Source organism: Arthrobacter sp. SX1312 (assembly GCF_002929295.1).
Taxonomy (GTDB): Bacteria; Actinomycetota; Actinomycetes; order Actinomycetales; family Micrococcaceae; genus Arthrobacter_D.
The window spans coordinates 373,527-395,385 of sequence record NZ_PJIM01000002.1; the positions used below are offsets into that span (position 1 = coordinate 373,527).

Genomic DNA, 21,859 nt, shown 5'->3' on the forward strand with positions numbered 1-21,859 from the left:
CGATAGAGTAGTGGGGACAAGAATCCAGGAGCACCCATGAACCCCGGTACCGCGGCGTCCACCGGTCCCGCCCGACCGACGGACGCGGTCGGCGCCGCAGCCCCCCTGCCCGCACTGCACGGCCGGCTTACCGACTGGTTCGCCGGCTCGGCCCGTGACCTCCCGTGGCGGGACGCCCGCTGCCCGCCCTGGGGCATCCTCGTCAGCGAGGTGATGCTGCAGCAGACGCCCGTGGTCCGGGTGCTCCCGGTCTGGCAGGAGTGGCTCGACCGCTGGCCCACCCCCGCGGACCTCGCCGCGGAACCCTCCGGCAGCGCCGTCCGGCACTGGGGACGCCTCGGCTATCCCCGGCGCGCCCTGCGCCTCCACGGGGCCGCCACCGCCATGGTCGAGCGCCACGGCGGCTCCGTCCCCTCGACCTACGACGGCCTCCTGGCTCTACCCGGGGTGGGCACCTACACCGCGGCCGCCGTCGCGGCGTTCGCCTTCGGACGGCGCGAGACCGTCGTCGACACGAACATCCGCCGGGTCCATGCGCGCCTCTTCGGGGGCAGCGCGCTACCCGCCCCGGCGCTGACGGCCGCCGAGACGAAGCGCGCCGCGGCACTCCTGCCGCACGACGACGCGCTGTCCGTCCGGTGGAACGCCGCGGTGATGGAACTCGGTGCCGTCATCTGTACGGCCCGGGCCCCGCAGTGCCACGCCTGTCCCGTGCTGGACGCCTGCGCGTGGGTGGCCGCGGGACGGCCCGCGCCGGACTACGTCCCGAAGGGCCAGGCCTGGGCCGGGACGGACCGGCAGGTGCGGGGCGCCATGGTCGCGGTGCTGCGCCACACCGACGCACCGATCCCGCGCTCCCTCCTCCTGGAAGCACCTGCCGACCTCGGCATGGGCTCGTCCGACGGCGCCACCGCGGGCGTCGTTCTGCCGGAGGCCCTGGCAGCCCTGCATGGCCTGCGGGCGCCGGCCGAGCAGCTCGAGCGCGCCCTCGCCGGTCTCCTCGCGGACGGTCTCGCCGAGGAACTGGGCGAAGGGGTCCGGCTGCCGGGCTAGGCGTGTCCTCCCTCGAGCTCCAGGCCGGCACCGGGACGCGCGGGACGGGCCGGAGGCGCAGGCGACTGTCTCAGGTCGGCTCGCCGAAGCCCGCCTCGACCTCCCGTCCCACGAAGTCCACCGCTGCCTGGGCGTCGGGGCCGACGGCCTCGACCGAGACCGTCCGGCCCTGGCCGAGCCCGAGGCTCATGAGGAGCATCACCGACTTGCCGTCGACACCGTTCACGGTGATCTCCGCGTCGAGGTCCGTGAGCCCGGTGGCGAGCGTGGCCGCCGGGCGGGCATGCAGGCCCATCTGGTTCGGCAGCGTCCACGAGCCGCGGGCGGTCCGCTCCCCCTCCGGTGGCGGACCGTCCGACGGCGGCGGGGCGGACGGCCCTACCCCCGGCGCCGCCGCGGCATGGGACACGAAAGGCTCGAACTCCTCCGGCCGGATGGAGACGACTGCGCCCTCGGCTGCCCGCAGCACGTCGTCCACCGGGGATCCGCCCTGCGCCTGCACCGCGGCGGCGACGGCCCCCTCCACGAGGGCCGCGTGTGCGAGACGGACCTTCTCCCGCGCCGTGGGGTCGAGGAACTCGAGCACCATCTCGGCCGTCATGACGGCGGACCCGAGATCGGTGAGGATGACGACGCCGTCACCGCCGTCCGCCTGCTCGATCGCGGCCTGCACCCGGTCGAAACTCGTGCCGATCCGCGCCGGCCCGGCGCCGTCGCCCGTGCCCCCCGCGGCCGCGAGGACGACGTCGGGCGCCATCTGCGCCGCGAGGTCGACGACCCCCTCCGCGATCTTCTCGCTGTGCGACACGATGACGAGGCCTACGCTCATGCGGTCTGCCCTCCGGCCGTCTCCGCAGCGACCTGCAGGATGAGGGCCGTCGAGACCGCTCCGGGGTCCCGATGCCCCGCACTGCGTTCGCCGAGGTAGCTGGCCCTGCCCTTCCGGGCGATCAGCGGTTCGGTCGCGATGGCTCCGGCGTGTGCAGCCGCAGCCGCCTCCGCCAGGACGTCGGACGCACCCGCCCCTCCCTCGGCCGCGGTCCGGGCCGCATCGGCGGCGGGGGTCCAGGCGTCCACCATGGTCTTGTCCCCGACCTCCGCCTTCCCGCGCGCGACGATGCCGTCGCGTGCGGCCCGGATCATCGCGGCGGCCGCCGCGGCGTCGATCTCCTCGGCGTCACCCAGGGAGGTCGCGGCTCGCAGGAACGCCGTCCCGTACAGGGGCCCGGCGGCTCCGCCGACAGTGGACATCAGCGTCATGGCGACCTGCTTGAGCACCGCCGCCGGCGTGCCGGGAACCTCCCCCGCATCGAGCTTGGCGACGACGGCGCTGAATCCCCGGTCCATGTTCTCCCCGTGGTCGGCGTCACCGATGGCCCTGTCGAGTTCGATCAGGAGTGTGCGGTTCTCGGCGACGACGCGCGCGGCCTCATGGATCCACAGGACGGCCCACCGGGGGTCCAGGGGCTTGGTCATCCTCACGCCCCCCAGCGCAGTGCGGCAGTATGGACGGGTGCGTCCCAGAGTCCGAGCATCTCGTCGTCGGCCCGCAGGATGGTCAGGGACGCCCCCTGCATCTCGAGCGCCGTGATGTAGTTGCCGACCAGGGAGCGGTCGATGGTCACGCCGAGCCCTTCGAGCAGCTGCGCGACCTTCCGGAACACGATGTACAGCTCGCTGGCGGGTGTCCCGCCCATGCCGTTCACCATCACGATCGTGCGGTCCCCGGACGCGAGCGACAGGTCCGCGACGATGGGATCCAGGAGCCGCTGCGTGATGCCGTCGGCGTTCTCCATGGCGATCTTGTGCCGCCCCGGCTCCCCGTGGATGCCGATCCCGATCTCGATCTCCTCGTCGGAGAGGTCGAAGCTCGGCACGCCGGCGTGCGGCACGGTGCAGGCCGCGAGGGCCACACCCATGGAACGGACGTTGTCGACGACGCGCTGCGCCACCGCGGTCACGCCGTCGAGATCGTCCCCGCGCTCCGCGGCCGCACCGGCGATCCGCTCCACGAGGACCGTCCCTCCGACGCCGCGCCGGCCCGCCGTGTACAGCGAATCCTCGACGGCGACGTCGTCGTTCACGAGGACGGACCGCACGGTGACGCCCTCCGCTTCGGCCATCTCGGCCGCGGTCTCGAAGTTCAGGACGTCCCCGGTGTAGTTCTTCACGATGTGCAGGACGCCCGCACCGCCGTCGACCGCCGTGGTCGCCGGGATGATCTGGTCCGGTGTGGGAGAGGTGAAGACGGCACCCGGGACGGCGGCGTCGAGCATCCCGCGGCCCACGAATCCCGCGTGGAGCGGTTCGTGGCCGCTGCCACCCCCGGAGACGAGGCCGACCTTGCCCTGGACGGGGGCATCCTTGCGGGTGATGAACAGGGGCTCGGGGTGGACGGTCACGAGGTCGGCGTGCGCGATGCCGAATCCTTCGACCGACTCGTTGACCACGGCCTTGGGGTCATTGATGAGCTTCTTCATGGCGCTGCTCCTTGACTGCGAACGGACATTTGACAGCCTGCAGCCCGCCTCACATGGACCACCCTGGCCACCGTGAACGTTACCGCCCGTCCGGGGCCCCTGCCTATAGGCCCGTCACACAGCTGAGGGAGGGGCCCGGACGGGCGCCCTCCCTCAGGTGGCCGGTCCGCCCCGTGGGGGCGGACCGTGATGCATCAGTCGCGCTTGAACGCGTCCTTGACGTTCTCGCCGGCATCCTTGAGGCTCGAAGTGGCCTGGTCCTTGTGGCCTTCGGCTTCCATGTTCTCGTTGCCGGTGGCCTTGCCCAGGCCTTCCTTGACCTTGCCGCCGAGATCCTGGCCCTTGTTCCCGATCTTGTCATCCAGTCCCATGATTCGGACCTCCTTCAACTCGGTGTACGGCCACCGGTTCCGGTGGCCTGCCGGCATCCCCTGAGGAACGCTAAGCAGTCTTACCATATCCTTGAGCCCGGGTGGAGGGCCAGCGCAGCGCCCGGCGGGTCACAACTCCCGGATCATGCGGGTGTTGCCGAGGGTGTTCGGCTTGACCCGTGCGAGGTCGAGGAACTCGGCGACGCCCTCGTCGTGCGACCTGAGGAGTTCGGAGTAGACGCGGGGGTCCACGGCGGACTGGTCGGCCATGACCTCGAACCCGTGGCGACGGAAGAAACCGACCTCGAACGTCAGGCAGAAGACCCGGCCGACGCCGAAAGCCCGGGCCTCCTCCAGCAGCTGCTCCACCAGGGCGTGCCCCACGCCGCGGCCGCGGGCGGCGGGTGAGGTCGCCAGCGTGCGCACCTCCGCCAGGTCCTCCCACATGATGTGCAACGCGCCGCACCCGAGCACCTCGCCGTCGTGGGATTCCGCGATCCGGAATTCGGGCAGACCCTCGTAGTACGCCACCGTCTCCTTCGCCATCAGGATGCGCTCCTCGGCGAGCGGCTCGACGAGCGCCTTGATGGCGGGGACGTCCGAGGTGCGGGCGGGGCGGATGGTGAAGGGCGCGGTCATCGACCCCATTCTACTGAGTGACCGTCACGGAGCAGACCCGACCGGGAACTCCCGGTCGGGCCGTCGAGCCGATGGATGCTGCGGTCAGGCTGCCTCCTCCGCATTGCGGCGCGGACCCTGCGCCGATTCTGCTGCAGCGCTGCGGCGCCCTGGCCGTACGCCGTGGTCCCCGTCTCCGTCGTCTCCTCCTTCGATCGCGGCGAAGACGGGATCGTCCGCGTAGGACTTCAGCTTCGCGAGGCGGTAGATGATGAGTCCGTAGACCGCCTTCGCAGCGATGTCGGCGAGGGAGTAGCCGCCCTGCTTGAGGACCCAGGCGTCCGCGCCGGAGATCCCCAGCAGGGGCAGGGCGTAGGCCACCGGGTAGACCAGCCAGCTGACCAGGAGCAGCATCCGCAGCCGGCTGATCAGGGACTTCACGCCCGGGGGCTGCCGGTCGAGGGACTTCGTCAGCTCGACGAACAGCACGTACAGGATGAACAGGAACGGGATGGTCGACAGCACACCCCACAGCACGCGGGCGCCGTCGGTCGAACTGATCTCCCCGGGGTACCCGAGGAGGATCATCAGGGTCGCCGCGGGGATGAGCTGCCGCAGCAGCCGTGCCTGCACCGCGCGGGCCAGGGCGAGCACGGCGATGAGTTCCACGAGCAGGAGCGGCACCGTCAGCAGCCAGTCGACGTAGCGGTACCCCTCGTTGAACGAGGATCCCGCTGCCTGGGAATAGGTCCCACGGCCGCCGATGGCCTCGGTGACGAAGGCCTCCCTGAACGAGTCGAAGATACGGAAGTAGTGGTAGGCCGCGATACCGCAGACCACCGCTGCGATGATCAGCGCCTGCCGGTACCGGGGAAGCACCCGCTGGAGCGCGAGTACCAGGAAGAGTGCGGTGAACAACTGTGCTGCGATGACGAGCGACAGGAAGTTGTAGACCGTATCGTATTGGCCCTGCGTCAGGGCGTCAGGAATCATGGACATGCTCCTTCGGACGGAATCAGTGGCATCGAACCCTGCACGCCGGTGGCGTCAGGACGATGGCCTGTTCCCCTCCGGGCGTGCAAGAATTCTACGCTCTGTAGAAAACTTGTCCAGAGGCAGCGCGTCACGATTCCACGACCCCGGCCGCGCGGTCGGGGAGAGCCCGGGCTCCTCCCCGACCGCGCGGCTCCTACAGTCCGAGTTCCGGCGGCAGGTCGCGCTCCTCGCCGAGGAGATGGGTGGCGAGGAACGACTCGACGACCCCGTACCAGATCCTGGCGTGCTGGGGTTTGAGGATCCAGTGGTTCTCGTCGGGGAAGTAGAGGAATCGATGGGGCGTCTCGCCGCCCTCGCCGGCCGCCAGCTTGGACTTCGACAGCAGCTCGTACCAGAGCCGGAGGCCCTCGCCGATGGGGACGCGGTAGTCCTTGTCCCCGTGGATGACCAGCATCGGCGTGCCGATGTTCCCCACGTGGTGGTGCGGGGAGTTCTCCTCCCGGGCCTCCGGCGTCATCTCCCGCTCCCAGTAGAAGGCGGCATCCGTGGTGGGACCGAACTGGTCGAGGGCCCAGAGGCTCGCATGCGTGACGATCGCCGCGAACCGGTCGGTGTGACCGGCCACCCAGTTCGCCATGTAGCCGCCGAAGCTGCCGCCCATCGCGGCGACCCGTGTCTCGTCGATGTCGTCGCGCGCCACGAGGGTGTCCGTGGCGGCCATCAGGTCCGTGTAGGGAGCACGGCCCCACTGCCCCCACCCCCGGTCCACCATGTGCTGGCCGTACCCCGTGGAGAGCGCGGGATCGGGCAGCAGGACGGCATAGCCGCGGGCCGCCATGATCCAGGGCGACCAGCGCCAGGTCCAGGCGTTCCACGAGCCGATCGGCCCGCCGTGGATCCACAGCAGGGCCGGCGCGGGACGGTCGGCGGAGGCTCCGTCCGGAAGCACCAGCCAGGACCTGACGGGCTGGCCGTCCTCGCCCACGGACTCGATCCGCTCCAGCGAGCCGGGCAGCTCGGGGCGCTCCGCCGGGTTGTTCAGGCGCTCCGTGCGACCGGTCGCGAGGTCGATGCGGACCGCTTCCGCCGGGAACAGGTAGGAGCTGCGCAGGGCATAGGCCGTGGCACCGTCCGGGGACACGCGGACGTCCGTGTAGGCGGCGGCGTCCTCCGTCACCCGGCGCACCGCGCCGGAGGCGACGTCGATGATGAAGACCGGCGCACCGCCGTCGTCGTCGGCCGTGACGACGACGGCCGAACCGTCGGGCAGCCAGCCCGCGGGGGACGGCCAGCGGTCCCAGTCCTCCGCCAGCGCCGTCGGCTCCCCGCCGTCCAGCGGGAGCAGCAGCAGCGTGGTCCGCGGCGCGACATCCGCGGTGGTGCGGCGGTCCCTGACGACCACGAGGAAGCGTCCGTCGGGGCTGACGGGCCCCGGCGTGTAGTCGTTGTCGCGGTCGTCGAGCAGGACGCTCAGTTCCTTCGTGGCCAGCTCCACGCGGACGAGCACGGAGCGCTGGGATCCACGCTCCTCGGGCAGGGTGAGGGAGGAGAACAGGGCGGTCCCGTCGGGGTTCAGGACGGGATGGGCGTCCCTGAGACCGCCGCGCGCGGACGGGACGAGGTCGTCGGGCGATCCCTCGCCGTCGAGGTCCTTCAGCCCGAAGTAGCGGGGCTCGTCGGGTCCGAGGTCGGCGTCCCAGTAGCGGACGGGGTACCCGGAATGCAGGATGGCGGCGACGCCCGCCTCCTTGCGGGACTTCCGGCGCGCGGCGTCGTCCTCCTCGTTCGCCGATCCCGCGAGCGCACTGCCCGTCAGGACGACGACGTCGGCGGACTCCGCCGTCGCCACCCCTGCCACCCCGCCCGCACGGGTCAGCACCAGCGACGCCTCGCCGCCCGTGGCCGGCAGGCGCCACAGTGCCGGGCGCTCCTCGCCGTCGGCGTCGTCCGGGTCCGGCCGCGACGAGGTGAACAGGAGGTCGCCGCCCGCGAGGAACGCCGCCCCGGATTCTCCGGCGGAACTGCGGGTGAGCCGCCGCGCAGGCTGCTCCCCGGTGGGATCGACCTCCCAGAGCGCCGTCTGGTAGGCGGTCTTCTTGGGGTCGAGGGTAGCCACGGAGGTCACGAGCCGCGTGCCCTCCCGGTTGAGGACGAGCCCGCTCAGGCGGGGCAGGGCGACGAAGTCGTCGAGTGATGAGAAGGGGGTGGTCATGATCCATCTCTACCACCGCCTGTGGTCGCGGTCACAGGCGTTCACTCAGGGACGAATTCCGTTGCTGGGGGCACTCATCCCAGGCGGAAGGGCCCCGAGACGCAGCGAACCCGCCCTGGCGGACCAGGGCGGGTTCGGATGCTGGCGTCGGGGCGCCGGTCCTACTCGGGGACGGTCGCCTCGAGGGCTGCCGGTGCGTCCTCGATCTCCTTGGGAGCGCCGTGCCCGATGAAGGTGAAGCGTGCGTCCGCACCCTCGCCCTCCACGTCGATGTCGATCCGCTCGCCCGACTTGATCTCACCGAAGAGGATCTTCTCGGAGAGCTGGTCCTCGATCTCGCGCTGGATGGTGCGGCGCAGCGGCCGGGCACCCATCGCGGGGTCGTAGCCGCGGGTGGCGAGGAGCACCTTCGCCGCGGGGGTGAGTTCGATCGTCATGCCCTTGTCGGCCATACGGCCGCTCAGGCGCTCGAGGAACAGGTCGACGATCTGGACGATCTCGTCCTGGGTGAGCTGCGGGAACACCACGGTGTCGTCGACCCGGTTGAGGAACTCCGGACGGAAGTGCTGCTTGAGCTCCTCCGTGACCTTCGCCTTCATCCGGTTGTAGCTCGTGCTGGTGTCGGTGCCGGACTGGAAGCCCGTCATGACGCCCTTCGAGATGTCCCGCGTACCGAGGTTGGTGGTCATGATGATCACCGTGTTCTTGAAGTCCACCATGCGGCCCTGGCTGTCCGTCAGGCGGCCGTCCTCGAGGATCTGGAGGAGCGAGTTGAAGAGGTCGGCGTGCGCCTTCTCCACCTCGTCGAAGAGCACCACGGAGAACGGCTTCCGGCGGACCTTCTCGGTCAGCTGGCCGCCCTCCTCGTAGCCCACGTAACCCGGAGGGGCACCGAAGAGGCGGGAGACGGTGTGCTTCTCGGAGTACTCGGACATGTCCAGCGTGATGAGGGCGTCCTCCTCGCCGAAGAGGAACTCGGCGAGCGCCTTGGCGAGCTCCGTCTTACCCACACCGGTGGGACCGGCGAAGATGAAGGAACCGCCCGGACGCTTCGGGTCCTTCAGGCCAGCCCGCGTGCGGCGGATGGCCTGGGAGATGGCCTTGATGGCCTCGTTCTGCCCGATGACCCGCTTGTGCAGCTCGGCCTCCATGTTCAGCAGTCGCGAGGATTCGGCCTCGGTCAGCTTGAACACGGGGATGCCGGTGGAGTTGGCGAGCACCTCGGCGATGAGTTCCTCGTCCACCTCGGCGATGTCGTCCAGTCCGCCGGACTTCCAGCGACGCTCCTTGTCGCTGCGCTCGTCGTGGAGCTTCTGCTCCTTGTCGCGCAGCGCCGCAGCGCCCTCGAAGTCCTGGGAATCGATGGCCGATTCCTTCTCCCGCTTGACGTTCGCGATGCGCTCGTCGATCTCCTTGAGCTCGGGCGGCGCGGTCATCCGGCGGATGCGCAGGCGCGCCCCCGCCTCGTCGATGAGGTCGATCGCCTTGTCCGGCAGGAAACGGTCCGAGATGTAGCGCTCGGCCAGCGTCGCCGCGCTGGTCAGCGCGCCGTCGGTGATCGAGACGCGGTGATGCGCCTCGTAGCGGTCGCGGAGGCCCTTGAGGATCTCGATCGCGTGCGCCACGGAGGGCTCGGCGACCTGGATGGGCTGGAAGCGGCGCTCGAGGGCGGCGTCCTTCTCGATGTGCTTGCGGTACTCGTCGAGGGTGGTCGCGCCGATCGTCTGGAGCTCCCCACGCGCGAGCATGGGCTTCAGGATCGATGCGGCGTCGATGGCGCCCTCCGCCGCTCCTGCCCCGACGAGGGTGTGGATCTCGTCGATGAACAGGATGATGTCGCCGCGGGTGCGGATCTCCTTGAGGACCTTCTTCAGGCGCTCCTCGAAGTCACCGCGGTACCGCGACCCGGCCACGAGGGACCCGAGGTCGAGCGTGTACAGCTGCTTGTCCTTGATGGTCTCCGGGACGTCGCCGCGCACGATCGCCTGGGCGAGGCCTTCGACGACGGCGGTCTTGCCGACACCCGGCTCGCCGATCAGGACGGGGTTGTTCTTGGTGCGGCGGGAGAGGACCTGCATGACGCGTTCCATCTCCTGCTCGCGCCCGATCACGGGGTCGAGTTTGGATTCGCGGGCCGCCTGGGTCAGGTTTCGGCCGAACTGGTCCAGCACCACCGATCCGGCAGGGGTTCCCTCCTGCTGGGGGCCGCCCGCCGCTGCGGGTTCCTTGCCCTGGTATCCGGACAGCAGCTGGATGACCTGCTGACGGACACGGTTCAGGTCCGCCCCGAGCTTGACGAGGACCTGTGCGGCGACACCCTCACCCTCGCGGATGAGACCGAGCAGGATGTGCTCGGTGCCGATGTAGTTGTGGCCGAGCTGGAGGGCCTCCCGCAGGGAGAGCTCCAGGACCTTCTTGGCACGGGGGGTGAAGGGGATGTGACCGGACGGGGCCTGCTGGCCCTGGCCAATGATCTCCTGGACCTGCTCCCGCACGGCGCCCAGCGAGATGCTGAGCGACTCCAGCGCCTTGGCGGCGACACCCTCACCCTCGTGGATCAGGCCAAGCAGGATGTGCTCGGTGCCGATGTAATTGTGGTTGAGCATGCGGGCCTCTTCCTGGGCCAGCACAACAACACGACGGGCACGATCTGTAAATCTCTCAAACATCAGACACACACTCCTAGCTAACGCGTAATTCGATGCTACGGGTACGGGGTGTGCTTTGGGTGCGTGTTCGCCACAGGCGAGATAACGCCAGAGGACCACCGCTCCGGCGCCTCCTGGGGGTGGGTCAGTGCTGGGCCGCCCGGTACGCCTCGACGATCTCGCCGTTCACACGGCCGCGGGCGGAGACGTTGTAGCCGTTCTCCTTCGCCCACTCACGGATCCGGGCGGCCTCCTGGTTGCGGGAGGACGACGACGCGCCCGGGGTGCTCGAGCGCTGCTTGGACTGGCTCCCGCGGCGGGCAGCACCGACGTAGTCGGACAATGCCGTCCTCAGTTCCGAGGCATGCGCCTCGGAGAGGTCGATCTCGTACGCCACGCCGTCGAGCCCGAATCGCACGGTTTCGTCGGCTTCTCCGCCGTCGATGTCATCGATGAGAATAATCTTTACCTTCTGCGCCACGGTGATCTCCTGGAATTCCTCGATGCGAATGTCTCATAAACAATTATGCTGCACCGTCAGATCGAGGTCAAAAAATAGCATTCCTATGTGGATCAGCTTTCCTGTTCGCCCTTTTCCTCTGCTGCCGTCTCCCGGTTCCGCGCGTCCTCGGCGTCCTGCAATTCCTCCGCGCGCGCCATGGCCTCGCGTTCGGCGCGGTCGGCGTTGAATATGGCCTTGATCACGAAGTAGAAAAGTACTGCCAAGCAGGCCGAGGGCAGGAGGACCGCCACATATTCCATGACTAGTGGCCGCCTTCCGGCTTGAGAATGGGGAAGAGGATCGACTCGCGAATTCCGACGTTCGTGAAAAGCATCACGAGCCGGTCGATTCCGAGTCCGATGCCGCCCATGGGCGGGGCGCCGTATTCGAGCGCCCGGAGGAAGTCCTCGTCGAGCTGCATGGCCTCGTCGTCGCCGGCCGCGGCCTGACGGGACTGCTCCGTGAGTCGTTCCCGCTGGACGACCGGGTCGATGAGCTCGGAGAAGGCCGTTCCACGTTCCATCCCGCCGATGATCAGGTCCCACGCCTCGATCAGCCGCGGGTCGTCGCGGTGGGTGCGGGCGAGCGGCTGGGCCGACGGCGGGTAGTCGTAGACGAAGGTGGGCTGGATGAGGGTGGGCTCCACGATCTCCGAGAACAGCTCGAGCACCACCTTCTCGGCGCCCCACGCCGGGTCGAGGGAGACCGCGTGCCGCTCGGCGATCGCGCGCAGGTCCTCCACCGGGGTGTCCGGCGTGAGTTCCCGGCCCACGGCCGAGGACAGGCCCGGGTAGACGCCGAGCCAGGCCCACTCACCGTCCAGGTCGATCGTGCCCTTCGCCGTCTCGATGGTGCGCGACCCGAGCAGGTCGGCGCAGGCGAGGACCATCTCCTTCATGCGGTCCGCCATGACGAACTGGTCCGCGTAGGCCTCGTAGCATTCGAGCATGGTGAATTCCGGGCTGTGCGTGGAGTCCACGCCCTCGTTGCGGAAGATGCGTCCGATCTCGTAGACGCGGTCGATGCCGCCGACGACCGCGCGCTTCAGGTACAGCTCGAGGGCGATCCGCAGCGTCATCTTCTGGTCGAACGCGTTGAGGTGTGTGTCGAAGGGGCGGGCCGTGGCGCCGCCGTGGACGAGCTGGAGGACGGGCGTCTCCACCTCGATGTAGTCGTGGCGGTGGAGGGTCTCCCGGACGGTCCGCGTGATGGCGGCACGCGTGCGCACCATCTGGCGGGCTTCCTCGCGCACCATGAGGTCCACGTAGCGCTGACGCACGCGCGTCTCCTCGTTGACGCCGGCGTGCAGCGTGGGCAACGGGCGGAGGGCCTTCGAGGCCATGGTCCACGAATCGGCCATGACGGACAGTTCACCGCGGCGGGAGCTGATGACCTCGCCGTGCACCTGCACGTGGTCGCCGAGGTCCACGAGGGCCTTCCACTCGGCGAGGCTGTCGGCGCCGATCTCGGCGAGGCTCAGCATGACCTGGAGTCGCGTGCCGTCGCCCTCCTGGAGGGTCGCGAAGCACAGCTTGCCCGAGTTCCGGATGAACACCACGCGGCCGACGACGGCGGCGTGCTTCCCGCTCGACTCCCCCGTGTCGAGTCCGGCGAACTGCTCCCGGACCTCCCCCAGGGAATGCGTGCGCTCCGGCCGGACCGGGTAGGGCTGCGTGCCGGCGTCGAGCAGGGCTGCACGCTTCTGCAGCCGGAAGCGCATCTGCTCGTTGAGGTCGTCCGCGGGGAGGGTGTCGTCGTGGGTCACGGTAGACAAGTTTACGGCTCCCGTCCGGGCGTCCGGTGCCGGGGCGGGTCAGTGCGGGGCCGGCAGGGCCATGTTGTCGATCAGCCGGACGGCGCCCACCCGGGCGGCGACGACGGCGAGGGCCGTGTGCGGCTCCGGGCCGGGGTCCGCCCTCGGGACGAACGAGGCGGGGTCGACGACGTCGAGGTAGTCCAGGTCCACGCCCTCCTCGGCGGTGATCCGTGCGCGGGCGGCGGCGAGGTCGAGCGGTTCCCCGCGCGCTGCCCGTTCGCGCAGCGCGGCCAGCGTCCGGGACAGGACGAGGGCGGCGGAGCGCTCGTCGTCGGTCAGGAACCGGTTGCGGCTCGACAGCGCCAGGCCGTCGGCGTCGCGCACGATCGGCACGCCCTCGATGTGCACCGGCAGGTTGAGGTCGAGGACCATGCGGCGGATGAGGGCCAGCTGCTGGGCGTCCTTCTCGCCGAAGTACGCCCGGTACCGGGCGCGGGTGGCGGGCTGCGCCAGGTTGAGCAGCTTCGCGACGACCGTCAGCATGCCGTCGAAGTGGCCCGGCCGCGCGGCCCCCTCGAAGACCTCGCCCGTCGGGCCGGCACTCACCCGGACCAGCGGCTCCCCGCCGGGGTACATGTCCTCGACGGCCGGGGCGAACACGAGGTCGGCACCCTGGGCCCCGAGCAGCCGCAGGTCCTCGTCGAGCGTGCGCGGATATCGCTCGAGGTCGGCCTGGTCGCCGAACTGCAGGGGATTCACGAAGACGGACACGACGACGACGTCGTCGGCCGTGCGCGCGGCGCGGGCGAGCGCGGCGTGGCCGGCGTGCAGGCCCCCCATGGTGGGGACGAGACCGAGCGAGGGCCGGCCGTCCGCCGCCCGGGACCGGGCGGCGTCCAGCAGGGTGGCCGTGGCCGCACGGAGATCCGCGGGAGTGGAGACCAGGAGGGGGAGGGACGGGCTGTCGAGGCCGGTCGGGATCACGGGGGGTCCTTCGGGAGGTGGGGTGGCCGACGCACGGTTGCGGTCCGCCGGTGCGGGAGGAGTCAGGAAGGACGGCCGTCGGGAGCGTCGGGGCCGGGAGCGTCGGGTGAGGACGGTTCGTCCTCGCCGGGGCCGTCCGCGAGGATCGCGAGGATCGCCTCGCCCCGGGCGGGCGAGAGGACTCCCCGTTCGAGGGCGCGCAGGGCCGTGGCACGTGCCATGCCGAGGTAGGCCTGGCGGGTGTCCGCCGCGTCGTGCGCCTCGAGCGCCGCCCGGTGGGCCCGGACCGTCCCCGCGTCGCCGCGCGCCACCGGGCCCGTGAGGGCGCCCTCACCCGAGGACAGCGCGTTCTCGAGGGAGGCCTTCATGAGCGGGCCGAGCAGGCGGTCCGGCTGCTGGACGCCGAGGTCCGCGAGGAGCTGCGCGGACTGGGCGGCGATCGTGACGAGGTGGTTCGAGGCGTGGGCCAGGGCCGCGTGGTACAGCGCACGCGACTCCTCCTCGATGACCACCGGCTCGGCACCCATCTCGACGACGAGCGCCTGGGCGATCGGCAGCACGGCGGACGGGGCCGTGACGCCGAACATGCTGTCCGGGAGGCGCCCGAGATCGAGCGACAGCCCGGTGAAGGTCATCGCCGGGTGGATCGCCAGCGGGATGGCACCGGCCGCGCGGGCCGGGCCCAGCACGGAGGTGCCGTAGCGCCCGGAGGTGTGGACCACGAGCTGCCCGGCCTGCCAGGCGCCGAGCCTGGCGAGTCCCTCGACCAGCTCCGGCAGGGCGTCGTCGGGCACCGCGAGCAGCACGAGCTCGGCCCGCTCGATGATGTCCGGGATCTCGAGCACCGGTACCCCGGGCAGGAGGTTCTCGGCCCGCTCGCGGCTCGCCTCGGAGACGGCGGAGACCCCGACGACGGCGTGACCGGCCGAGCGCAGGGCGGCACCCAGCACGGAGCCGACCCTGCCCGCGCCCACGATGCCGACGCCGAGCCGCCCCGGGCGCCGTGATGCGTCAGCGCCGACCATCGGGAACCTCCTCGGGGTCCCGGGACACCGGCGTGTAGCGCGGAGCGACGGGCATCACCTGGCGGGGAGCCACGGGCGCCTGTCCGGGCTGCTGCGGGGCGCCGTCGACGGCAGAGCCGTCCTCCGTGAGCGGCACCGCGGCCGGCTCGACGGCGTCGGGCCGCATCCACTGTTCGGGGCCGCTGCGGCGCCGCGCCTCGGCGGCACGCGCCGCCTGGCCGTGGAACAGCGCCCACGCCGTCGGGGCGTCGGCGAGGCTCACGCGCGGGCTGACCGGTCCGGGCGTCGTATGCAGGATCAGCTGTGCCACGCGGAAGCGGCGGTCCACGGGGCCCTGCTCGATCGCCAGCGACTGGGTCCGCTCGTGCGGGACCACGGCGAGCCGCCGCCACAGGACGCCGGAGCGCAGGAGCAGGGCGGTCCCGGTCACGGCGAACCCGGTGCGCCGCCAGGCCAGCGGCGCGAGCCACCGTGCGCGGCGGGGCGTGGTGACGAACCCCTCCCCGCCGTCGCGGCCCGCCATCCCGGCGGCGAAGAGCTCGACGGGCCGGTCCGTGCCGGGGTCGGGCAGGACGAGGGCGAGGATCTGCAGCACCTCGTCGCGCGTGCCGACGGGCAGGAGGGTGGCGCGCGCCTGCCCCTCGTTCGACGCCGACGCACCGTACCCTGCCACGTTCGCGGTCACGCGGTACCACCCCTTGAGCCGCCACAGCGGCGACTGCACGATCCCCAGCGCCTGCACGCGCCCGGGAGGCACGGTCTGTGCGCGGGTGTCCAGCAGTCCGTACCTGATCCGGAGGCCGTCGGGGGAGGTGGCCGCCCGGAAGTTGTACCCCGTGCTCAGGGCCGACCAGTAGGATCCGGCCACGCCGATCAGGATCGGGATGAAGGACGTCGCGACGATCGGGGTCCTGAACACCACGCCCAGGGTGACGATGACGATGGTCGCCACCAGGAGGGCGATGCTCGTCCCGGACAGGACCGCCGATCCGACGACCCGGCCGGCCGGGACCACCACCACCTCGCGCTCGGGCGCCTCGACGATCTCCTCGGGATGCTCCGGATCGGGGTCCACCCCCGCGGCCCGGGCGAGGATCATGGCGCGCAGCCGGCGGGCGTCGTCGAGCTTCAGGAAGGCGAGCCGGACCGCCGACTCCCCGGCGTCGGCCACCTCGAACTTGAGTTCGGCGAGTCCGAAGATGCGGGCGAGGAAGGGCTGCACGATGTCGATGGCTTGGACCCTGTCGAGCCTCGCCTGCCGCTGCTGACGGAAGACGACGCCGGAGTGCACGCGGACGTGGTCACGCGTGACCTGGTAACGGGTGCAGTACCAGGACAGCAGGAACGCGGCGGCGATGATGACGACGACGCCGAGCAGGATCCCGACGGCCGCGAGGACCCCGACCCCCTCGGGGAGCGGGGAGCGCCCGCGCGGCCCCGGGCCGAACAGCCCCTCGAACCAGTCCCGGCCCACGATGAACAGGATGGCGACGAGGGCGATCCAGCCGCGCACGAGGGGCGAGATGACGTGCACGCGCAGCCACCGCTCGGCGGGGTCGGCCTGCGTGCCGGTGTCGCCCACCGCGGGCCGCGGCTCGAGCGGCGGTTGCTGCGGGTGCGTCACAGCCCTGCCAGCCGGGCTTGTCCGCGCGCCGAGAGCTGCTCGCGCAGCCTGGCGCCCTCGTCCGTCGGCAGCCCGGGGATCTCGGCGTTCGTGGCGGGAGACGCGGTATGGAGCTTGAGGGTGCAGATCCCGAAGGCCCGCTCGAGGGGACCGACGGCGACGTCGACGTACTGCATCCGGCCGTACGGCACCACCATGGTGCGCTGGAAGATCACGCCCTGGCGGACGAGGAGGTCGTCGTCGCGTTCGGCGTAGCCGATGGCCGCCACCTGGCGCGGAAGGAGCAGCCCCCGCCACGCCGCGCCGACGAGGACGGCGGCGGGCAGCCCCCAGGCCAGCCAGAGGGGAGGGAAGGTCTCCCAGACGCCGGTGAGGCGCAGGACGAGCGGGACGCAGGCCAGCACGAGCCACACCAGTGATCCGATGAGCCAGCCGAACACCCGGACCCGCAGGTACTTCGGCGACACCCTGGACCATTCGAGCCCCGACGGGTCGATCGGTTCCCTACGCATACTCCCCCTCGCTCTCCCCGCCCGGTGCACCTGTGCCGTCGTCGTCGTCGGACGGGAGCCTGCAGAAGTCCTCGACCACCAATCCCACCATAATCATCACGATTCCGCCCGCCATGAGGGCCACCGACCCCCAGAGGGGCGCCAGGGTGGAACGGACGGACAGGAGCGCCACCTGGTCGACGAAGATCCCCGCATGCCAGCCGAGGCTCACGGCGCCGGCGTAGGCGCAGGCCTGGGCGAGGACGAGGGTGCGGGTGGCGAGGATCGGGTCGAGCGGCCGGTCACGCTTGCCGCTGCGCCAGCGCAGCACGCGCCGGCCGAACACCAGGGTGATCGCGATGATCGCCGCCGTGGTGACGAGGGACGTCAGCGGGAGGGCCGGCGTGCCGTAGCCGTTGCGGGTGGCGAACCAGTTGACCAGCCAGCCGGCGAGTCCGGCCGCCAGCCCCACGAGGGCCAGCCAGCGGAACCGAAGAGTGCTCACGGGGTCCTAGACTCCCTCGAACGGCACCAGGCCCGCAAGGTCCCCGGCTTCCGCGGCGAGTTCGGCCACGGGCCGTCCCCCGAGCCGGGCGCCCGCATCCATCCACGCCCAGGGCTGCAGGACGAAGGCGCGGGTCGCTGCGCGGGGGTGCGGGACGGTCAGGGTCTCGTCGTCGGAGACCCAGGTCCCGTAGGTGATGATGTCCACGTCGAGCGTCCTCGGACCCCAGCGGACGGTGCGCGTGCGGTGATGCCGTTCCTCGACGGCCTGGCAGTGGGCGAGCAGCTCGTACGGGCCCAGGTCCGTCTCGATCTCGATCACCATGTTGAGGTAGTCGGGCTGCTCCGGCCCGCCGACGGGCTTGGTGCGCACCACGGGCGACACCGCGTGCAGGCGGACGTCGTCCGACCCCACGAGGTCGGCGACGGCGCGCACCAGGGTGTCGCTGCTCGCCCCGAGGTTGCTGCCGAGGGCCAGCACGGACCGCACGGTGCTGCTCACGCCCGGCTCCTGCGCAGTGTCACGGCCACATCGCCGAACGGTACGGCGATGGGGGCCTTCGGTTTGTGGACGGTGACGTCGACGGCCGCCACGGGGAACGCCGCGAGGATCGCCGCGGCGATCGTCTCCGCGAGGGCCTCGATGAGGTCGAACGGATCCCCTTGGATGATGCCGTGCACCAGTTCCGCGACCTCGCCGTAGTGCGCGGTCCGGGCGAGGTCGTCGCTGGTACCCGCGGGCTGCAGGTCGAGGTGGAGCGTGAGGTCCACGGCGAAGGGCTGGCCGTCCCGGCGCTCGTGCTCGAAGACGCCGTGGTGGCCCGTGGCCGTGATGCCCGTGAGCTGGACCGTGTCGAGGTCCCCGGAGGGCGAGCCCGACCGGCCGGGGGCGGGCTGCACGGTCATGGTCGGCGGCCGGCGGCGGCGACCTTGACGGCGTCGAGCGTCGCGGCGGGGTCGTGCACGCGGACGCCCCACGCGCCGCCCGCGGCGGCCAGGGTCGCGACGGCGAGCGAGGCGTGGTCGCGCTCCACGGGTGCGGCCGTCTTCCCCGCGGCGGTGAGCAGGGTTCCGAGGAACCGCTTCCGGGACGCACCCACGAGGACGCGGTGCCCGAGCCCGGTGAAGGCGTCCAGGTTCTGCAGGATGGCCCAGTTCTGCTCGTCGGTCTTCGCGAAGCCCAGCCCGGGGTCGAGGATGATCTGTTCGGCGGCGACCCCCGCTGCGACGAAGCGGTCGCGCAGCGCGGTGAGCTCGCGCACCACGTCGGCGACGACGTCGTCGTACTCCGCCAGGCCGCCCATCGTCGCGGCGGTCCCGCGGCGGTGCGTGAGGATGTAGGGGACGTTGCGCTCGGCGACCAGCGCGGGCATCGCGTCCTCGTAGCCGGCGCCGGAGATGTCGTTCACGATCGAGGCGCCTGCGTCGAGGGCCTGCCGGGCGGTCTCCGCGTGCATGGTGTCGATGCTCACCAGGGCTCCCGCCTTCACGAGCGCCGTGATGACGGGCAGGACGCGCGCCAGCTCCTCCTCGACCGGCACCTCGCGGGCGTTGGGGCGCGTGGACTCGCCGCCGACGTCGATGATGTCCGCTCCCCCGTAGTGCATCCGCAGCCCGTGGCCGATGGCGTCGTCCGTCGAGGCGTACAGGCCGCCGTCGCTGAAGGAGTCGGGCGTGACGTTCAGGATGCCGAGGACGGCGGCGCGGTCCCCGGGGAGGTCCTGGACCGTCCTGGCGACGCGGACGGGCCGGATGACGGGCAGCGGCGAGGTCGCCGGTCCGGTTCCGGGCGTGGCGGCGAGTGAATCCATCGGGTCGGTCCTACCTTCCGAGTATGAGGCTCATGGCCTCGGCGCGCGTCGCCGTCTCACGGAGCTGGCCGCGGACGGCCGACGTGACGGTCTTGGCGCCGGGCTTCCGCACCCCGCGCATCGACATGCACATGTGCTCGCACTCGATGACGACGATGGCGCCCTTGGGTTTCAGGTGTTCCATCATCGCATCAACGATCTGGCTGGTCAGCCTCTCCTGGATCTGCGGGCGCCGGGCGTAGACCTCGACGAGCCGCGCGAGCTTGCTCAGGCCCGTGACGCGCCCGTCCGCCGAGGGGATGTAGCCGATGTGCGCCGTCCCGTGGAACGGCACCAGGTGGTGTTCGCAGGTGGAGTAGAAGGGGATGTCCTTCACCAGCACGAGCTCCTGGTGGTCGATGTCGAAGGACGTCGAGAGGACCTCGCCGGCGTCCTGGTGCAGCCCCGAGAACATCTCCGCGTAGGCCTTCGCCACGCGCTTGGGGGTCTCGAGCAGTCCGTCGCGCTCGGGGTCCTCCCCGATGGCCGCCAGGATCTCCCGGACCGCCCGCTGGATGCGGAGCTGGTCGACGGGTGAACCGGTGGCGGCCAGGGCTGCATCCACCACTTCGTCGTCGAAATCTGTCACGGGTTCTCCCCTCAGGTGTGGCACTCGTCGCCGTCGGCCTCATGGCCGAGGGCGTCCTCTGCAGGACCGGCCGTCCTACCGGTCGGTGCTGTCCGTGCTGCTTCGTGACCCGTTCTCCGACGCCTCGGGCGAGGGCAGCTCCGACTCGTGGACGTCGAAGTCGTTCGGGAGGTTGGCGTGGGCGATCTGGTCCTGCGGTGCCACGGTCTCCGGGGCGGGCTGACCCCCCTCGAGGGCCTCGGCGCGTTCCTTGCGCGAGGTGACCGGCGGCAGCGAGTGCACGGGACGGGTCTGCTTGGACAGCCAGACCTCCCGCAGCTCGCGCTTGCGGACGTGGGTGAAGACCTCGGCGATCTCGGCCTGGTTGAGCGTCTCGCGCTCGAGCAGCTCCAGGGCGAGGCGGTCGAGCACGTCACGGTTCTCGGTGAGGATCTGGTAGGCCTCGTCGTGCGCGTTGTCGATGAGGCGGCGCACCTCCTCGTCGACCACGAGGGCGAGCTGGTCGGAGTAGTCGCGGTCGCTGCCCATGTCGCGTCCGAGGAACGGCTCGCCCGCGCCCTGGCCCAGCTTCACCGCGCCGATGCGCTCGCTCATCCCGTACTGGGTGACCATCTTGCGCGCCGTCCCCGTGGCCTTCTCGATGTCGTTCGAGGCACCCGTGGAGGGGTCGTGGAACACGATCTCCTCGGCGACCCGGCCGCCCATCGCGTAGGCGAGCTGATCGAGGAGTTCGTTGCGCGTCACGGAGTACTTGTCGTCGCTCGGCATCACCATGGTGTATCCGAGGGCGCGTCCGCGCGGCAGGATGGTCACCTTGGTGACCGGGTCCGTGTTGCGGAGGGCCGCGGCCACGAGGGCGTGGCCCCCCTCGTGGTAGGCCGTGATCTTCCGCTCGAGCTCCTTCATCAGCCGGCTGCGCTTCTGCGGTCCGGCGATGACGCGGTCGATCGCCTCGTCGAGGGCACGGTCGTCGATCAGCTGCGCGTTGGAGCGTGCCGTGAGGAGCGCCGCCTCGTTGAGGACGTTCGCGAGGTCGGCACCCGTGAAGCCCGGGGTCTTCTTGGCGACGCCCTTGAGGTCGACGCCGCGGGCCATCGGCTTGCCCTTGGAGTGCACGCTGAGGATGTGCTCGCGTCCCCTCATGTCCGGGGCCTCGACGCCGATCTGGCGGTCGAAGCGGCCCGGGCGCAGGAGGGCGGGGTCCAGGACGTCGGGGCGGTTGGTCGCGGCGATCAGGATCACGTTGGTGGTGGCGTCGAAGCCGTCCATCTCGACCAGCAGCTGGTTGAGGGTCTGCTCCCGCTCGTCGTTGCCGCCGCCCACGCCGGCACCGCGGTGGCGGCCGACGGCGTCGATCTCGTCGACGAAGATGATGGCGGGTGCGTTGTTCTTGGCCTGCTCGAACAGGTCCCTGACGCGGGATGCGCCGACGCCGACGAACATCTCCACGAAGTCGGAGCCCGAGATCGAGTAGAACGGCACGCCGGCCTCGCCGGCGACCGCGCGGGCGAGGAGGGTCTTGCCGGTCCCGGGAGGTCCGTAGAGGAGCACGCCCTTGGGGATCTTGGCTCCGAGGGCCTGGAACTTCGCGGGCTCCTGGAGGAATTCCTTGATCTCGAGCAGTTCCTCGACCGCCTCGTCCGCACCGGCGACGTCGTTGAACGTGACCTGGGGCATGTCCTTGGTGATGAGCTTGGCCTTGGACTTGCCGAACTGCATGACCTTGGAGCCGCCGCCCTGCATGCGGCTGAGGAGGAACCAGAAGATGACGCCGAGGATGAGGATCGGGAAGATCAGGCCGGCGAGGCTGAGGAGCCAGTTGCTCTCCGCCGGCTGGTCGGTGAAGCCGTCCGTGGCGGAGTCGTCGATCGCGGCGACCACGCCCTCCGCCCGCGCGGTGCTGTAGAAGAACTGGACGCTCTTGCCCATGTCCTCGTAGTCCTCGCGCAGGGTGAGGTCCACGCGCTGCTCGCCGTCGTAGATCTTGGCCTGGGAGACCTGGTCATCTTCGAGGAGCTGGAGCCCGATGTTCGTGTCGACGCGCGAGCTGCCCGTCCCGAACAGGCTGGGCAGGACCAGCAGGAGCGCCACGACGGCCAGGACGATCCAGAAGATGGGCCCCTTGAAGATGTTCTTGAATTTCATTCGTCTCAGGG

22 protein-coding genes are annotated in these 21,859 nt (G+C 70.8%); 1 reads left to right on the top strand and 21 read right to left on the bottom strand.

The features are described from left to right. Positions 1 to 36 precede the first annotated feature (36 nt). On the top strand, positions 37 to 1,053 hold the full coding sequence (locus CXQ92_RS09170) for an A/G-specific adenine glycosylase (RefSeq protein WP_104167429.1): 1,017 nt from the start codon (positions 37 to 39) through the stop codon (positions 1,051 to 1,053). A 70-nt stretch (positions 1,054 to 1,123) separates the two neighbouring features. Here the strand turns inward: CXQ92_RS09170 and dhaM are convergent, their stop codons facing one another. The 21 genes from dhaM to ftsH form a co-directional block, all read right to left on the bottom strand. Then, positions 1,124 to 1,882, bottom strand: coding sequence for a dihydroxyacetone kinase phosphoryl donor subunit DhaM (gene dhaM, locus CXQ92_RS09175; RefSeq protein WP_104167431.1), 759 nt, complete (start codon positions 1,880 to 1,882; stop codon positions 1,124 to 1,126). Further along, entirely contained in the window at positions 1,879 to 2,529 is a 651-nt protein-coding gene (gene dhaL / locus CXQ92_RS09180) for a dihydroxyacetone kinase subunit DhaL (protein WP_104167433.1), read from the bottom strand. The genes dhaM and dhaL overlap by 4 nt, the downstream gene beginning before the upstream one ends. A 2-nt stretch (positions 2,530 to 2,531) precedes the next feature. After that, positions 2,532 to 3,533, bottom strand: a complete 1,002-nt coding sequence (gene dhaK / locus CXQ92_RS09185) for a dihydroxyacetone kinase subunit DhaK (RefSeq protein WP_104167435.1) — start codon at positions 3,531 to 3,533, stop codon at positions 2,532 to 2,534. A 194-nt stretch (positions 3,534 to 3,727) separates the two neighbouring features. Continuing rightward, on the bottom strand, positions 3,728 to 3,904 hold the full coding sequence (locus CXQ92_RS09190) for a CsbD family protein (protein ID WP_104168177.1): 177 nt from the start codon (positions 3,902 to 3,904) through the stop codon (positions 3,728 to 3,730). Between the two features lie 129 nt (positions 3,905 to 4,033). After that, positions 4,034 to 4,543 carry an amino-acid N-acetyltransferase gene (locus tag CXQ92_RS09195; protein WP_104167437.1) on the bottom strand — a complete coding sequence of 170 codons (510 nt, stop codon included), beginning with the start codon at positions 4,541 to 4,543 and terminating at the stop codon, positions 4,034 to 4,036. Positions 4,544 to 4,627: 84 nt separating this feature from the next. Next, positions 4,628 to 5,515: a bacteriorhodopsin-like gene (locus CXQ92_RS09200; RefSeq protein WP_104167439.1), complete on the bottom strand. Its 888-nt coding sequence runs from the start codon at positions 5,513 to 5,515 to the stop codon at positions 4,628 to 4,630. Positions 5,516 to 5,711: 196 nt separating this feature from the next. Next, positions 5,712 to 7,730 (bottom strand): alpha/beta fold hydrolase, encoded by a 2,019-nt coding sequence (locus CXQ92_RS09205; RefSeq protein WP_104167441.1) that lies wholly within the window; start codon positions 7,728 to 7,730, stop codon positions 5,712 to 5,714. A gap of 161 nt (positions 7,731 to 7,891) precedes the next feature. Continuing rightward, positions 7,892 to 10,399 carry an ATP-dependent Clp protease ATP-binding subunit gene (locus CXQ92_RS09210; RefSeq protein ID WP_104167443.1) on the bottom strand — a complete coding sequence of 836 codons (2,508 nt, stop codon included), beginning with the start codon at positions 10,397 to 10,399 and terminating at the stop codon, positions 7,892 to 7,894. Positions 10,400 to 10,523: 124 nt separating this feature from the next. Beyond that, complete coding sequence (locus CXQ92_RS09215; RefSeq protein ID WP_104167445.1) at positions 10,524 to 10,859, bottom strand: Lsr2 family protein; 336 nt, start codon at positions 10,857 to 10,859, stop codon at positions 10,524 to 10,526. 92 nt (positions 10,860 to 10,951) lie between these two features. Then, entirely contained in the window at positions 10,952 to 11,140 is a 189-nt protein-coding gene (locus CXQ92_RS09220) for a hypothetical protein (protein ID WP_104167447.1), read from the bottom strand. Between the two features lie 2 nt (positions 11,141 to 11,142). Next, entirely contained in the window at positions 11,143 to 12,645 is a 1,503-nt protein-coding gene (gene lysS / locus CXQ92_RS09225) for a lysine--tRNA ligase (RefSeq protein ID WP_258069834.1), read from the bottom strand. 48 nt (positions 12,646 to 12,693) lie between these two features. Then, complete coding sequence (panC, locus tag CXQ92_RS09230; protein ID WP_258069835.1) at positions 12,694 to 13,620, bottom strand: pantoate--beta-alanine ligase; 927 nt, start codon at positions 13,618 to 13,620, stop codon at positions 12,694 to 12,696. Positions 13,621 to 13,682: 62 nt separating this feature from the next. Beyond that, positions 13,683 to 14,645, bottom strand: a complete 963-nt coding sequence (locus tag CXQ92_RS09235) for a Rossmann-like and DUF2520 domain-containing protein (protein WP_104167449.1) — start codon at positions 14,643 to 14,645, stop codon at positions 13,683 to 13,685. Further along, positions 14,632 to 16,269, bottom strand: a complete 1,638-nt coding sequence (locus CXQ92_RS09240; RefSeq protein ID WP_104167451.1) for a PH domain-containing protein — start codon at positions 16,267 to 16,269, stop codon at positions 14,632 to 14,634. The genes CXQ92_RS09235 and CXQ92_RS09240 overlap by 14 nt, the downstream gene beginning before the upstream one ends. Beyond that, entirely contained in the window at positions 16,266 to 16,781 is a 516-nt protein-coding gene (locus tag CXQ92_RS09245) for a PH domain-containing protein (protein ID WP_104167453.1), read from the bottom strand. The genes CXQ92_RS09240 and CXQ92_RS09245 overlap by 4 nt, the downstream gene beginning before the upstream one ends. Beyond that, positions 16,774 to 17,265 carry a DUF3180 domain-containing protein gene (locus CXQ92_RS09250; RefSeq protein ID WP_104167455.1) on the bottom strand — a complete coding sequence of 164 codons (492 nt, stop codon included), beginning with the start codon at positions 17,263 to 17,265 and terminating at the stop codon, positions 16,774 to 16,776. Before CXQ92_RS09250 ends, CXQ92_RS09245 begins: the two co-directional genes overlap by 8 nt. A gap of 6 nt (positions 17,266 to 17,271) precedes the next feature. Continuing rightward, complete coding sequence (gene folK / locus CXQ92_RS09255; RefSeq protein WP_104167457.1) at positions 17,272 to 17,766, bottom strand: 2-amino-4-hydroxy-6-hydroxymethyldihydropteridine diphosphokinase; 495 nt, start codon at positions 17,764 to 17,766, stop codon at positions 17,272 to 17,274. Next, positions 17,763 to 18,170 (bottom strand): dihydroneopterin aldolase, encoded by a 408-nt coding sequence (gene folB / locus CXQ92_RS09260; RefSeq protein ID WP_104167459.1) that lies wholly within the window; start codon positions 18,168 to 18,170, stop codon positions 17,763 to 17,765. The genes folK and folB overlap by 4 nt, the downstream gene beginning before the upstream one ends. After that, on the bottom strand, positions 18,167 to 19,075 hold the full coding sequence (gene folP, locus CXQ92_RS09265; protein WP_104167461.1) for a dihydropteroate synthase: 909 nt from the start codon (positions 19,073 to 19,075) through the stop codon (positions 18,167 to 18,169). Before folP ends, folB begins: the two co-directional genes overlap by 4 nt. Positions 19,076 to 19,085: 10 nt before the next feature. Then, positions 19,086 to 19,703 (bottom strand): GTP cyclohydrolase I FolE, encoded by a 618-nt coding sequence (gene folE / locus CXQ92_RS09270; protein ID WP_052274024.1) that lies wholly within the window; start codon positions 19,701 to 19,703, stop codon positions 19,086 to 19,088. Positions 19,704 to 19,778: 75 nt separating this feature from the next. Next, positions 19,779 to 21,848 (bottom strand): ATP-dependent zinc metalloprotease FtsH, encoded by a 2,070-nt coding sequence (gene ftsH, locus CXQ92_RS09275; RefSeq protein ID WP_104167463.1) that lies wholly within the window; start codon positions 21,846 to 21,848, stop codon positions 19,779 to 19,781. Positions 21,849 to 21,859 lie beyond the last annotated feature (11 nt).